We start from the raw sequence: 12,934 nt of genomic DNA on the forward strand, positions 1-12,934 counted from the left end.
TCGAAACTCTGCGTAGTGTTTGAGTGACGCTGGGAGGCTATCCATCCCACCTGCTCGGCGACAAGCAAAGCCGCCCTGGTTGCAGGTTCCTGCAACCAGGGCGGCTTGGCGACGGGCGCGGGGTGAGTTAGACGCCTAGCTGGCGTTTTACTTCGGTGGAGACGGCGCCGCCGTCGGCTTTACCTTTGACCTTGGGCTGGAGGGCGCCCATCACCTTGCCGATACCGCGCGGGCCTAGTTCGGCGGCGCCGGTTTCGGCGATGGTCTCGGTGACGAGGGCGGCGATCTCGTCGGCGGTGAGCTGCTCGGGCAGGTACTCGGCGAGAATGTCGGCTTCGGCCTGTTCCTTCTCCGCCAGTTCGTCGCGACCGGCGTCGCGGTAGGCGATGACCGACTCGCGCCGCTTCTTCGCTTCCGCTCCGAGCACGTCGAGAATCTCCGCGTCGGACAGCGCGCGCGCCTCCTTGCCGGCCACCTCTGCCTTGGTGATGGCGGTCAGGGCCATCCGCAGGGTCGACTTGCGCAGCTCGTCACGGGCCTTCAGTGCCGCGGTCATGTCGTCGTGCAGGCGTTGCTTCATCTCGGAGTTCACGGAGTTGGACATGCCCACGATTGTGGCAGGCTGGGAAGATGAACTCCCGGCGGATCGCCCGAACGGTGGCCAGCACGGCAGCCGTGACCACGGCCGTGGGCGCGGCCTGTCTGGCTTATGCGGTGGCCGAGGCACGTTGGTTCACCCTGCGGCGCTTCACCGTGCCGGTGCTGCCGGCCGGCGCGGACCCGCTCAAGGTGCTGCATCTGTCCGACCTGCACCTGATGCCCAAGCAGCACCGCAAGATCGACTGGGTCCGCGGTCTGGCCGAGCTCAAGCCGGATCTGGTGGTGACGACCGGCGACAACATCGCCAGCAAGTTGTCGGTGCCACCGCTGCTCCGGGCGTATGAGCCGTTGCTGGACGTGCCAGGCGTGTTCGTCTTCGGGTCGAACGACTACTGGGAGCCCCACTTCAAGAACCCGTTCAAGTACCTGCTGCCCGCCACCAAGCAGCGGCACAAGCCGCACGGCCCCGATCTGCCGTACGACGAGATGCGCGCGGGCTTCACCGAACGCGGCTGGCTGGACCTCAACAACGCCAAGGCCGGCCTCAAGGTGAACGGCCTGCGCCTCGACTTCGGTGGTACCGACGACCCGCACATCCGCCGCGACCGGTACGACGCGATCGCTGGCCCGGTCGATCCGACGGCGGACCTGTCGATCGGCGTCACCCACGCGCCGTACCTGCGGGTGCTGGATCGCTTTGTCGCGGACGGCTATCCGTTGATCCTGGCCGGGCATACGCATGGCGGGCAGGTGGCGGTGCCGTTCTACGGGGCCCTGGTGACGAACTGCGACCTCGACGCGTCCCGGGTGAAGGGTTTGACCACCTACGGCAACGAGAAGGCCCAGGCGGCTCTGCACGTCTCGGCCGGCCTCGGCACGTCTCCGTACGCGCCGATCCGCTTCTGCTGCCGCCCCGAGGCCACCCTGCTGACGCTGGTCCCGGCGTCGTCCTGACCGCCTGCCGGTGGTCTGGCCGGAGCGGTGGCAGAACTCGATTTCGCACCAGGCGGGCGCGCATGTAAGCTAACGCCGACTTCGGGCTGTGGCGCAGCTTGGTAGCGCGCGTCGTTCGGGACGACGAGGTCGCAGGTTCAAATCCTGTCAGCCCGACCAACCTCAGGGCCGGTCACTCACCAGAGTGACCGGCCCTGAGTCATTCCCACCGCCAAAACCAGCGCCGAAGAGTCCGGCCTACGCTGGATGGCATGCGGCGCGTGGATCTGGGCGAGATCGAGTACGGCAAGGCGGCCGAGGCGATGCGTGGCTGGGTCGACGAGCGAATCGCCGGCCAAGAGCCGGACCGGCTCTTCCTGCTGAGCCATCCCCCGGTGATCACCTACGGCCCACGGACGGACCTCAGCGATCTGCCAGCCGATACCGCCGCCATCCCCACGGTCCAGGTCGACCGCGGCGGCTTCGCGACGTACCACGGCCCCGGGCAGCTGGTCGGCTATCTCGTCATCAACGTCCGCGAGCGTGGTCCCGTCGACATCGTGCGCTGGCTGGAGAACGGCCTGATCGAGGGCCTTCGCGACCTGGGGTTCGACCTGATCCGCCGGGACACTCCGAAGGGTGCGAGCAGCCTGGTCGGAGTCTGGACCGCCGATCATCGCAAGGTGGCTGCCATCGGGATGCGGATCCGGCACGGCGTGACCAGTCATGGGTTCGCGGTGAACGTCGATCCGGACCTGGCGGTGTTCCACCAGTTCACGGCGTGCGGCCTGCACGACGTGACCACCACCTCGCTGGCCGAGCTGGCGCGGGAGCGCGGTCTCGCCGTACCGGCCGAGGCGGCGGTGCGCGACGCGATCGCGAGGGCTCTGGGCGCCGACTGAACTTGTCGGTAGCCTGCGGCCATGAGCGCTGACGACGAACCAGCCGAGGCCGAGAAGCGGGCGCGGTACGGCGTACCGCCGATGCCGCCGGTGGTCCTGCTGGCCGTTGTGGGCGTGCTGTGCGGCTTTGTGATGGTGGCGCTGGTCTGGCTGAGCGGCAAGGGCTGCGAACGCGTTCGCGACACCACCAACTGCGGCGCGATTGGCCTGCCGTTGCTGGTGCTCACCGTCGCCGTCGCGATCGTGCTCGGCGCCATCGCGCTCAAGCGGCTGGCGATCGAGAATCCCGCGCTGATCGCGTTCCTCGGCGTGCTGTTCCTGTGCGTCGTCGTGGTCGGCCTGCTCGCGGACCGGCTCTACTCGACCTGGACCCTGCTGGTGGTGCCCGGCCTGGCCGCCGTTACGTTCGTGCTCGCCCACCTACTCGCTCGCGCCCTGAACCGTGCCGATGCCTAACCCGAGGACCGCCACCGTGCCCCAGCAGACCCCCGAGCCGCCGCGGTACGTCTGCCAGCGGATCGACGGCCCACTGCCCATCGACGGCACCCTGAGCCATCCTGCCTGGGCCGATGCGCCCTGGACCAGCGACTTCGTCGACATCCTCGGGCCGAGCGCGGCCACGCCGCGGTTCCGCACCCGGGCGAAGCTGCTCTGGGACGACGAGTTCCTGTACGTCGGCGCGGAGCTGGAGGAGCCGCACGTCTGGGCCACCCTGACCGAGCACAACTCGATGCTGTTCGTGGAGAACAACTTCGAGCTGTTCATCGACCCCGACGGCGACGGCGAGAACTACTACGAGTTCGAGATCAACTGCCTCGGCACCACCTGGGAACTCACCCTGACCAAGCCGTACGCCCTCGGCGGCGAGGCGATCGACCCGACGAACCTGCCGGGTCTGCGCGCGGCCGTGTTCGTCGACGGTACGGCGAACGATCCGGGCGACGAGGATCGCGGCTGGTCGGTCGAACTGGCCCTGCCGTGGAAAGCCCTCACGTCGTACCACTCGGGCGGTACGACGCCGCCGCGGGCCGGGGACGAGTGGCGGATGAACCTGATGCGGATCGAGTGGCCGCACGAGGTGGTGGACGGGCAGTACCGCAAGGGCGAGGGTGAGGACTTCTGGGTCTGGTCCCCGCAGTACCAGCCGACCATGCACGCGCCTGGGACGTGGGGCGTGGTCGAGTTCGGGCGCTAGGTTCCGGCGGCACATAACCCGGATCCAGGTTGTGGCCGACGTCATCTCGATGACGGCGGCTCCGGGGGTTAGTGTCGGCGGGACAACCTCGTCGACCTGCAATGGAGCAGCCGCATGGACAAGACGTACGACTCACCGCGCGCCGCGGTGGCCGACATCGGTGACGGCGCGAGCCTCGCCGTGGGTGGCTTCGGTCTATGCGGCAATCCGATGGAGCTGATCCGGGCCCTGCACGACCTCGGCTCGACCGGTCTCAGCGTCGTCTCGAACAACTGCGGCGTGGACGACTGGGGGCTCGGCATCCTGCTGGCGGACCGGCGGATCGCCAAGATGACCTCGTCGTACGTCGGGGAGAACAAGGAGTTCGCCCGGCAGTTCCTGTCCGGTGAGCTGGAGGTCGAACTGACCCCGCAGGGAACGCTGGCGGAGAAGCTGCGCGCAGGTGGTTGCGGTATCGCGGCCTTCTTCACGCTGGCCGGCGTCGGCACCCAGGTGGCCGAGGGCGGGCTGCCGCAGAAGTACAACACCGACGGTTCGGTCGCGAAGGCCTCGGAGCCGAAGGAGACCCGCGAGCTGAACGGCACGACGTACGTGCTGGAAGAGTCGATCACCACCGACTTCGGCCTGGTGCACGCGCTCAAGGGCGACACCCACGGCAACCTGATCTTCGATCGCAGCGCGCGCAACTTCAACCCGCTGGCCGCGATGGCCGGGCGGATCACCATCGCCCAGGTGGAGGAACTCGTCCAGCCGGGCGAACTCGATCCCGACGACATCCACCTGCCCGGCGTTTTCGTTCAGCGGGTAGTTGCCGTTGGCAAGGACATCGAAAAGCGGATCGAGAAGCGGACCGTTCAGCAGAAGGCGAGTGCATGATGGGTCTGACCCGTGAACAGATGGCGGCCCGGGCGGCGGCGGAGCTCGAGGACGGGCAGTACGTCAATCTCGGTATCGGCCTGCCGACGCTGATCCCGAACTACATTCCCGCCGGTGTCACCGTCGTACTGCAGAGCGAGAACGGCATTCTCGGCGTCGGGCCCTACCCGGCCGACGGCGACGAGGACCCGGACCTGATCAACGCCGGCAAGGAGACCGTCACGACGTTGCCCGGGGCATCGTTCTTCGACTCGTCGCTGTCGTTCGGCATGATCCGCGGCGGCGCGATCGACGCGGCCGTGCTCGGCGCGATGCAGGTCTCGGAGACCGGCGACCTGTCGAACTGGATGATTCCCGGCAAGATGGTCAAGGGCATGGGCGGCGCGATGGACCTGGTGCACGGCGCCAAGCGCGTGATCGTGCTGATGGAACATGTCGCCAAGGACGGCTCGCACAAGATTCTCACCGAGTGCGACCTGCCCTACACCGGCCGCGGCGTGGTCAACCGGATCATCACCGATCTGGCCGTTCTCGACGTGACGCCAGACGGCCTGCGCCTGGTCGAGCTCGCCGAAGGGGTCACCTTCGACGAGCTGCAGAGCAAGACCGGAGCCACCATCAAGCAATGAACCGTACGTCGGGATGCCGCGGCGACTCGCCCTGCCAAAGTCGTCGCGGCACCTCGCGTCCGCGCAGGTGCAGATCGAAGAACCCAGGTAGATAGGCGTTCAGCGAGCGCTGGATGCGATCGGGATCGACCGAGCCGACTGTGTTCGCGACCAGCTCGGGCGGCACGGTGAAGAACCGGCCGAACCACGGGATCAGCACCTGGTGGTCGATGAACGTGTAGTGCCCGCCGAGGCCGACGTTCAGATCGCGCTTCCAGCCGGTCGAGTGCTGCCAGAACCGGCCCCACGACTGCTCGGTCAGGTGGGTCTGCGGCCCGCCAGTGCTGCCGGTGTTGCCCGCACCCACCAGCAGGAACGGCCGATCGAGTCCGTTGCGTACGACCGGCGCCGGGTCGTCCACGGTGTAGCCGTAACCCAGCGTGCCGTCGAGATCGATCCCGGCCTTGACCCGGCGATCGACGTCCATCACGTCGGCCGCGGTGATCCCGCCCGCGGAGTGCCCGTAGGCCCCGATCCGGGTCAGGTCGAGGATCTCCCCCAGGCCGTCCGGGAGACGTCGCTTCGCCGCGTCCGGGTTGTTGCCCTTAGCAAGTTTTTCGAGCGAGTCGAGCACGAACCGGACGTCGGCCACGCGGGAATCCCTTGCCAGCTTGGCGTAATTCCCCGTCGGCAGGGTCTGCACTTCGAGCCGCCCGCCCGGGAACTCCACGCCCGCGGCCTCGTAGGTGTGGTCGACGGTGGCAACGACGTACCCTCGGCTGGCGAGTTCGGCGACCATGACCGAGGCCAGGCCGCGCGGTACGCCGAAGCCGGGCGAGAAGACCACCACCGGGCGCTTGCCCCACGACCGGCTCACCGGCGCCGAGAGGCCCGCGTGATTGCGTGCGCCCACCCAGTCGACCGTGCCGACGGGCTGCTGCAGCGCGATCGCGGCACCTTCGGCGTAGAAGGCCGCGGTCAGCGGCGGCAGGTACGGCGCTGCCAGGGCGGGCCGACTCGCGGGGTACCAGAGGCTGATCATCAACTCGCGCGTGCGTTCCGGCCGGTACGGGTCCGGCCGTCCCGTCTGAACCAGGTGCAGCTCCGTCGTACCCACTGGGAACGGGCCGCTCGGCCGCGGGAAGCGCAACGGCACCGGCCGTCGAGGCGTCCGCGTGCTTGAAGCGGCCGAGGCGCCTGCGATGGTGGGGGTGGCGCGGGCGGCGGTCAGAGTGGCGCTCGGCGCCAGCAGGGCGGCACCGGTGATACCGAAGAGAACCCGTCGAGTCAGCATGCGTCCACCCTCGGCCAGTCCCGGCAACGCGCACCGCTGCCATCCGGCAGGACCCGCTACTGCCGATAGTCACGTCCTTCGTGCTGCCGACCGCCCTACCTTCTACCGCGAGTGGTCGCGTCTGAACCGCGTCAACTTGGATGTTCAGACGCGACCACTGGCGACAGGATGGGCCGCCCTCCCCCGTCGGCTTTCAGGGTCAGGAAGGCGGGACCGGGTGGTTCCGTACGCTCCGCGCCGGGCTCACGCGTCAGCACGCCGGGTCCGCGCGACACGGTGCCGGGTTCGCGCGGCGTGACGCGGGTTTGTCGCGGCCACTGGACAAGGTGGAACCCGGGGCGGGCGAGGTCGACGATGGTCAAGGTGGACGTGGCGATCGGGGTGGCTCCGAGGTCGGCTGCCGAGTTTTTGTGCGGCTACCTGGCTGCAACCGGGTAGCCGCACACGAACTCGGTAGTGGGCACACCACAACCCGGTAGCCGCCCTACAACCCGGTAGCCGGCCGACTGGGAGTCGGCAGATTCGGACCGATGAATGCAAAGAGTTAGCGCGTCACAGGTGGGTGGAGGGCGGTGGCGGGGCCGCGGCGGAAGAGTTGGGCTGGGCGGCCGCCGTCGCGGGTGGTGGTTTCGCCCGTCGGTACGACGAAGCCTTCGGTTTTCGTGGCTTTGCGGTGGAAGTTTCGCGGATCCAGCGCCACGCCCCACACCGCCTCGTAGACGCCGCGTAGTTCCGAGATCGTGAACTCCGCCGGGCAGAACGCCGTCGCGAGCGGCGAGTACTCCAGCTTGGCGCGAGCCCGTTCAACCCCGTCGGCCAGCACCTGGTGGTGATCGAACGCGAGCCGCTTCGCGTCCGCGAGCACCTCCGCGACCGGGACCCACTCGGCCGAGGCGGCGTCTGTTCCGGCGACCGGCGCGGGCAGATCCGGTACCAGCGCCAGATACGCCACGCTCACCACCCGGCCGCGCGGATCTCGCCCGGGTTCGCCGTACGTCGCGATCTGCTCGAGGTGGATCTGGTCCGAGTCGAGGCCCGTCTCCTCGGCCAACTCCCGTAAGGCGGCGGCCTTCAACCCCTCCGCGGGCCGCACGAATCCCCCCGGCAGCGCCCAGCGGCCCCGGTGCGGCGCGATGCCGCGGCGGATCAGCAGCACCTCGAAGGAGCCGGCCCGCACCGTCAGGATCACCAGGTCGGTCGCCACACCCATCGGCTCGAAGCCCATGCGACCACCTTAATCGTCACCTTGACGAAAAGCGAGAACCGGCTTATCGTCATCGTGACGAATACAAGTGCTAGGAGGCACCGCCCATGGCCGACATCAGCCGGTTCCGCTTCATCAACCACCTGCGCGCCAACCCGACCACGCACGTGCGGCACCTGCGCAAGGGCCGGCTCGTGCACGACGGACCCGGTCAGGCGTTCTGGTTCCGCCCGCTGAACTCCGCCCTGAGCGAGATCCCGATCGACGACCGGGAGCAGCCGTTGTTGTTCCACGGCCGGACCGTCGACTTCCAGGACGTCGCGGTGCAGGCCACCGTGACGTACCGGGTCACCGATCCCGCCCTGGCGGCGGCCCGGATCGACTTCGGGATCGACCCGGATCACGGTCACTGGCGGTCCACTCCACTGGAGCAACTCGGCGGCTTGATGACCGAGCTGGCCCAGCAGGCGGCGGTCGATCTGCTCGCCCGGATGTCGCTCACCCAGGCCCTCTCCGAAGGCAGCGCGGCCCTTCGCGACCAGGTCGGATCAGGCCTGCGCGAGGATGAGCGGCTGACCGGGATGGGCATCGGCATCGTGGACGTGCGCGTTGTCGCCGTACGGGCCGAGAGCGACGTCGAGCGGGCGTTGCAGACGCCTACCCGCGAGATGGTCCAGCAGGCGGCTGACAAGGCCACCTACGAACGGCGCGCCATGGCCGTCGAGCGCGAGCGGGCCATTGCCGAGAACGAGCTGCAGAACCAGATCGAGCTGGCCCGTCGCGAGGAGCAACTCGTCCTGCAGAAAGGCCAGAACGAGCGCCAGCGGGCGGTCGAGGCCGCCGCCGCGGGCCAGATCCAGACCGAGGCCCAGGCCGGTCGGCAGCGCATGCTGAGCCAGGCCGAGGCTGACGCGAAGCGCGTACTCGGCGCCGCGGAGGCCGAGGCCGAGAAGGCCTTGCTGGCGGCGTACCAGGATCTGGATCAGGCGACGATCCTGGCGCTCGCGATCAAGCAGGGCGCGCTGCCGGAGATCGGCACGCTCAACGTCACGCCGGATCTGCTCACGCCGCTGCTGAGCCGTCTCACCAATGGCGCGGCCCAATGAGCCTGCCACCGCGGGCCGTGATCGTGCACCGGGCGACGGAGCTGGCCGAGCTGGTCGCCCGGCACGGCACCCGCCAGCAGGCCGGGTTCTTCCTCTCCACCCGGGGCCGGTCCCTGGCCGAGCTGGACGAACGCCACGCGGCTCAGCAGGCGGCGCTCGCGACGGTTTCGGCGGCCATCCCGCTGGACTGGCGCCGGGCCGTCGCCGAGCGGTCGGACCTGGACCGGTTCGTGTTCGGCCCGGAGGACGTCGTAGTCGCGGTCGGCCAGGACGGCCTGGTCGCGAACGTGGCCAAGTACCTCGACGGCCAGCCCGTCGTCGGCGTCAACCCCGAGCCACGACGCAACCCGGGCATCTTGGTGCCACACGCGCCGAACAACGTACCGAAGTTGCTCTCGGCAACCACCTTGCGCGAGTCGATCGAAGCTCGCACGATGGTTGCCGCCAGCACCGATGATGGCCAGCGACTGATCGCGCTCAACGAGGTGTATGTCGGCCATCGCACGCACCAGTCGGCGCGCTACCGCCTCCGGGCTCCGCAGGCGGACGAGGAACGCCAGTCGTCATCGGGCATTCTGATCGGCACCGGGACCGGCGCGACCGGTTGGTGCCGATCGGCCTGGCAGGAACGGCGCAGCCCGCTTCGCTTGCCTTCGGCAACCACTCCGGCGCTGTGCTGGTTCGTCCGGGAGGCCTGGCCTTCGCCCGCCACCGGTACGTCGTACACCGAAGGCCTACTGGCCGCGAACGAAACCCTCACCGTGAGCGCCGAGTCCGACCTGGTCGTCTTCGGCGACGGCATCGAGTCCGACACGCTGGCCCTGAGCTGGGGCCAGCGCCTCGACCTCACCGTCGCCGAAGTCCACCTCAACCTGATCCGGTGACTCAACCGCTCCTCTGCGGCGCCTCGCCACACCAGACGCACTGTCGGTGCCCTCCGATAGCCTCTGTGGCAGAGATATCTCAAGGGGAGGGAGCTCGCTCGGTGGCGGCTGGGGACGCACGAAGAGCTGACATCATTCGGTACTGGCGGGCCGTCGAACTTTTCAGTCCGCAGTCCGTGCCAAAGGTCGACTTCGACCAACGGGTCTACCTGGCCTCAGCTGATCGGCCGTTGCCGTGGCAGGCAGGGCATCCCATCCAAAGGATTCGACTGCGCGAGAAGCAACAGTGGCGGCACACGGTTTTCCTGGGCCTCTTTCCGCTGACAGCCGTCTTTGAGGTATTGCAGACCGCCTTTCCGGCGGCAGAGCATGCTTTCGACGAGCGTCCCAACGGAGAATCGGCGTTGGCTGCCTTCCTCGTCGGGCCGGACGGCCGTCCGGCGCTGGACTCCGCGATTCTGTCGAGCTGCGCGTGGGCCACCGGCCGCTCACGCTCTCCCGGACCGTCTCAGCGAGGCTGGCTCGACGGGTTCGAAGAAGTCCAGGCCAAGTTCTCCGAACACCTCGCCGAACTCTGGTCAGTAAGCGGGGAGGAAGACGTTGACGCCCCTGTACCGGCTGTCGTCGAGCCATTGGATTTCGAGGGGCTTGCCACCATTCGTGACCTCGCGGGCGCTCTACTCGGCGTCCGCACGCTTCTTGGCACGGCGGAGATCAGGATCCGCAGTGAGATCGTCAGCTCACGAACAGCCGAGGCTTCAACCGGCCTGGACTTCCTGAACAGCTTCATCGCCGACGACCTCGAGATGGTCGCCAAACGGGTTCGGCAGGGCGACATCGGAACCACCCTCCATGCCTATCTGACTGCGAACGAGGGCCTGAATCGGCAGGACCGGATCGATATCCGGAACGACCTCGATGCTGTGCTGAGCGCGACCGCGCCCGCGAAGGCGCCGTTAGGTCGCTGGCCGAGTACCCTTGACCAGCCGCTGGTTCTGAGTCAGCAACTGGCGGTGAACACGGCCCTGGCCATGCCGCGCGAATCCTCGGGCTTGCTCGCTGTCAACGGTCCTCCGGGCACAGGCAAGACGACTATGCTGCGTGATTTGATGGCGGCTCTCATAGTCGAGCGCGCAACCCGGCTTAGCGAGCTGTCCCATCCTGCCGATGCCTTCACCGGGACGCTGCGATGGTCCACCAACGGCTACCGTCGGACGGTTCCGCGGTGGCGACCAGAACTCACTGGGTTCGAGATGGTTGTGACTTCCGCCAACAACGGTGCCGTCGAGAACATCACCAACGAGATCCCCGCTCTGGACGCCATCGACCGCCGCTGGCATCAGGAGGCCACCAACGTCGGATACTTCGCGGACATCGCCGCCAGGACGATCAACGCGGGCAACGAGACCGGCGCCGCCGAGATCGAGGCCTGGGCCTTGCTCGCGGCGCGATTGGGGAACAAGAAAAACCGCAGTTCATTCGTCAACGCCTTTTGGTGGCCCTCCAAGGTCGAACAGGGTGAACCGCTACCGGGAATTGAGGCCCAGCTCAGGGAGTACGAAGCAGCCACCCCAGAACACGACTGGAAAGCCGCCGTCGCGAACTTCCGGGCCGCGCGCCTGCGATCCCTCCGCTTCCGGCAACAGCGGCAAAAGGTATACGACGCCCTGTCCGCTATGCCTGGCCTGCAACGCGAGGTCGAGGAGGCCGCGACGACGCTCGCGAACCTACAAGCTCAGTACTCCGACGCGCAGCGCCGAACTGAGGCAGCACGACGTGCGCTGATCGAAGCAGAGGCCGAGCGCGACCGGCAGCTGAACCGACGAGCGGAGAACCGCCGATTCCGGCCCAACCTGCTCGAGACAGTGATCACGCTGGGTCGAGCGTACCGAGCCTGGCAGGAGTCGGATCGCGACCTGGCCCACCGTGTGATGGCCGGTGAGGGACAGGTCGAGCAGGCCCATGTAGAGCTGACGAGGATGCGGCTGACGGCGGAGCATGCGGGCGCGGCGCTGACCGAGAAACAGGCCGCGAAAGAAGCGGCCGATCGAGATCTCGCCAAGGCTTCGGCGGACCTTAAGGATGTTGCTGCCGCACTGGGGCCCGCTTTCCCCAGCGACACCTGGTGGAAAGACCGCGAAACCCGCGAGCTCGGCACACTCTGGATCGATCAGTCGTGGGATCGCGCTCGTAGTGAGTTCCTACTGGCCGCGCTGAGGTTGCACAAGGACTTCTTACAACACGTGCCTACCCAGATGCGGCAGGGTTTGCAAGCCGCAATGGACGTCGTCAGCGGCAGCGCGCCACGCGACTTGCCAGCCAAGAGTGCGCTTGCCGCCTGGCAAACCTTGTTCTTCGTGGTCCCGGTCGTCTCCACCACCTTCGCCTCCTTCGCCCGGTTGTTCAGTCACCTGGATCAGGAATCACTGGGATGGTTGTTCATCGACGAGGCCGGCCAGGCGACACCGCAGGCGGCGGTAGGCGCTCTTTGGCGATCTCAGCATGCCGTGGTGGTCGGCGATCCGCTCCAACTGGAGCCCGTCACCTCGATACCGCACAGGGCTGAGCAGGCGATCCGGCAGGAATACGACGTTGACGAGCAATGGCTGACGGGGCGTACCTCAGTCCAGCGCGTCGCCGACCGACTGAACCGCCTCGGTACCTATCTGCACGAGACCGACGGCATGATCTGGGTGGGTAGTCCTCTCACCGTGCACCGTCGCTGTGACGCTCCGATGTTCGATATCGCCAACACGATCGCCTACGACGGGCTGATGATCGATGGCACCCCGGTGGCGAAATCCGCCGAGTTCAGGGCCGCCCATAGCGCGCTTCCGGAGTCGAAGTGGATCGATGTGCCGAGCGATAACGCACAGGGACACTGGATACCCGCTGAGGGCGCGGTACTGGAGCGCATCCTGCTGAAGCTCCGGGGCCTTGGGGTCGATATGTCCAAGGTCATGATCATCGCCCCCTTTCGCGATGTTGCGCGGAGAGTTCGCCAGATCGCGCCGCGAGAGACTGTTGCAGGCACCGTTCACACCGCTCAAGGTAAGCAAGCCGACATCGTCATTCTGATACTCGGGAGCGATCCGAACAGTGTGGGGGCGCGACGCTGGGCGGCGAGCAAACCGAATTTGCTCAACGTGGCGGTCAGCAGGGCCAAACGGAGGCTTTACGTGATCGGTGACCACGCGGCTTGGGCTCCGCAGCGGCACTTCGACGTGATGGCAAGGGCGCTGCCACGCGCCGATCCCCGCCCGCAAGACTGACAACCAACCGTAGCTGCGGCGGCGGTTCGCGTTCTTGAGGCGAACCGTCGCCGCACGTGC

Annotated in this window: 12 protein-coding genes and 1 tRNA gene; 10 read left to right on the top strand and 3 right to left on the bottom strand. The window is 67.6% G+C overall.

The window, feature by feature from the left end:
- Positions 1-127 precede the first annotated feature (127 nt).
- Positions 128-604, bottom strand: a complete 477-nt coding sequence (locus tag ACFFGN_RS09100) for a GatB/YqeY domain-containing protein (RefSeq protein WP_380045218.1) — start codon at positions 602-604, stop codon at positions 128-130.
- A gap of 26 nt (positions 605-630) precedes the next feature.
- Between ACFFGN_RS09100 and ACFFGN_RS09105 the strand changes: the two genes are divergently transcribed.
- From ACFFGN_RS09105 to ACFFGN_RS09135, 7 genes are all read left to right on the top strand, one after another.
- On the top strand, positions 631-1,554 hold the full coding sequence (locus ACFFGN_RS09105; protein WP_380045221.1) for a metallophosphoesterase: 924 nt from the start codon (positions 631-633) through the stop codon (positions 1,552-1,554).
- An 82-nt stretch (positions 1,555-1,636) separates the two neighbouring features.
- Positions 1,637-1,713: transfer RNA gene (locus ACFFGN_RS09110), tRNA-Pro, on the top strand.
- 92 nt (positions 1,714-1,805) lie between these two features.
- Complete coding sequence (gene lipB / locus ACFFGN_RS09115) at positions 1,806-2,435, top strand: lipoyl(octanoyl) transferase LipB (RefSeq protein WP_380045224.1); 630 nt, start codon at positions 1,806-1,808, stop codon at positions 2,433-2,435.
- 21 nt (positions 2,436-2,456) lie between these two features.
- Positions 2,457-2,891 (top strand): hypothetical protein, encoded by a 435-nt coding sequence (locus ACFFGN_RS09120; RefSeq protein WP_380045226.1) that lies wholly within the window; start codon positions 2,457-2,459, stop codon positions 2,889-2,891.
- 16 nt (positions 2,892-2,907) lie between these two features.
- Positions 2,908-3,630 carry a carbohydrate-binding family 9-like protein gene (locus ACFFGN_RS09125; RefSeq protein ID WP_380045229.1) on the top strand — a complete coding sequence of 241 codons (723 nt, stop codon included), beginning with the start codon at positions 2,908-2,910 and terminating at the stop codon, positions 3,628-3,630.
- A 114-nt stretch (positions 3,631-3,744) separates the two neighbouring features.
- Positions 3,745-4,506: a CoA transferase subunit A gene (locus tag ACFFGN_RS09130; protein ID WP_380045232.1), complete on the top strand. Its 762-nt coding sequence runs from the start codon at positions 3,745-3,747 to the stop codon at positions 4,504-4,506.
- The gene (locus ACFFGN_RS09135; RefSeq protein WP_380045430.1) at positions 4,506-5,135 is read left to right on the top strand and encodes a CoA transferase subunit B; all 630 of its coding nucleotides are present in this window, start codon (positions 4,506-4,508) and stop codon (positions 5,133-5,135) included. Before ACFFGN_RS09130 ends, ACFFGN_RS09135 begins: the two co-directional genes overlap by 1 nt.
- Here ACFFGN_RS09135 and ACFFGN_RS09140 read toward each other — a convergent pair.
- Complete coding sequence (locus tag ACFFGN_RS09140) at positions 5,125-6,408, bottom strand: alpha/beta hydrolase family protein (protein WP_380045235.1); 1,284 nt, start codon at positions 6,406-6,408, stop codon at positions 5,125-5,127. The two genes, ACFFGN_RS09135 and ACFFGN_RS09140, sit on opposite strands and share 11 nt — an antisense overlap.
- A gap of 544 nt (positions 6,409-6,952) precedes the next feature.
- Positions 6,953-7,633: an NUDIX hydrolase gene (locus tag ACFFGN_RS09145; RefSeq protein ID WP_380045238.1), complete on the bottom strand. Its 681-nt coding sequence runs from the start codon at positions 7,631-7,633 to the stop codon at positions 6,953-6,955.
- Positions 7,634-7,719: 86 nt separating this feature from the next.
- Between ACFFGN_RS09145 and ACFFGN_RS09150 the strand changes: the two genes are divergently transcribed.
- The 3 genes from ACFFGN_RS09150 to ACFFGN_RS09160 all read left to right on the top strand — a co-directional run bounded on the left by ACFFGN_RS09150 (position 7,720) and on the right by ACFFGN_RS09160 (position 12,874).
- Positions 7,720-8,718: an SPFH domain-containing protein gene (locus ACFFGN_RS09150; RefSeq protein WP_380045241.1), complete on the top strand. Its 999-nt coding sequence runs from the start codon at positions 7,720-7,722 to the stop codon at positions 8,716-8,718.
- Positions 8,715-9,602 (top strand): NAD(+)/NADH kinase, encoded by an 888-nt coding sequence (locus ACFFGN_RS09155; protein WP_380045244.1) that lies wholly within the window; start codon positions 8,715-8,717, stop codon positions 9,600-9,602. Before ACFFGN_RS09150 ends, ACFFGN_RS09155 begins: the two co-directional genes overlap by 4 nt.
- Positions 9,603-9,778: 176 nt before the next feature.
- Positions 9,779-12,874 (top strand): DEAD/DEAH box helicase, encoded by a 3,096-nt coding sequence (locus ACFFGN_RS09160; RefSeq protein WP_380045247.1) that lies wholly within the window; start codon positions 9,779-9,781, stop codon positions 12,872-12,874.
- The last annotated feature ends 60 nt before the right edge of the window (positions 12,875-12,934 follow it).

Origin of the sequence: Kribbella deserti, from assembly GCF_042434725.1 — a bacterium.
Classification (GTDB): Bacteria; Actinomycetota; Actinomycetes; order Propionibacteriales; family Kribbellaceae; genus Kribbella; species Kribbella deserti.

Coding starts and splice junctions, on each gene's coding strand:
- ACFFGN_RS09100 (WP_380045218.1), bottom strand. CDS start 604: ATGTCCAACTCCGTGAACTCCGAGATGAAGCAACGCCTGCACGACGAC.
- ACFFGN_RS09105 (WP_380045221.1), top strand. CDS start 631: ATGAACTCCCGGCGGATCGCCCGAACGGTGGCCAGCACGGCAGCCGTG.
- lipB (WP_380045224.1), top strand. CDS start 1,806: ATGCGGCGCGTGGATCTGGGCGAGATCGAGTACGGCAAGGCGGCCGAG.
- ACFFGN_RS09120 (WP_380045226.1), top strand. CDS start 2,457: ATGAGCGCTGACGACGAACCAGCCGAGGCCGAGAAGCGGGCGCGGTAC.
- ACFFGN_RS09130 (WP_380045232.1), top strand. CDS start 3,745: ATGGACAAGACGTACGACTCACCGCGCGCCGCGGTGGCCGACATCGGT.
- ACFFGN_RS09135 (WP_380045430.1), top strand. CDS start 4,506: ATGGGTCTGACCCGTGAACAGATGGCGGCCCGGGCGGCGGCGGAGCTC.
- ACFFGN_RS09140 (WP_380045235.1), bottom strand. CDS start 6,408: ATGCTGACTCGACGGGTTCTCTTCGGTATCACCGGTGCCGCCCTGCTG.
- ACFFGN_RS09145 (WP_380045238.1), bottom strand. CDS start 7,633: ATGGGCTTCGAGCCGATGGGTGTGGCGACCGACCTGGTGATCCTGACG.
- ACFFGN_RS09150 (WP_380045241.1), top strand. CDS start 7,720: ATGGCCGACATCAGCCGGTTCCGCTTCATCAACCACCTGCGCGCCAAC.
- ACFFGN_RS09155 (WP_380045244.1), top strand. CDS start 8,715: ATGAGCCTGCCACCGCGGGCCGTGATCGTGCACCGGGCGACGGAGCTG.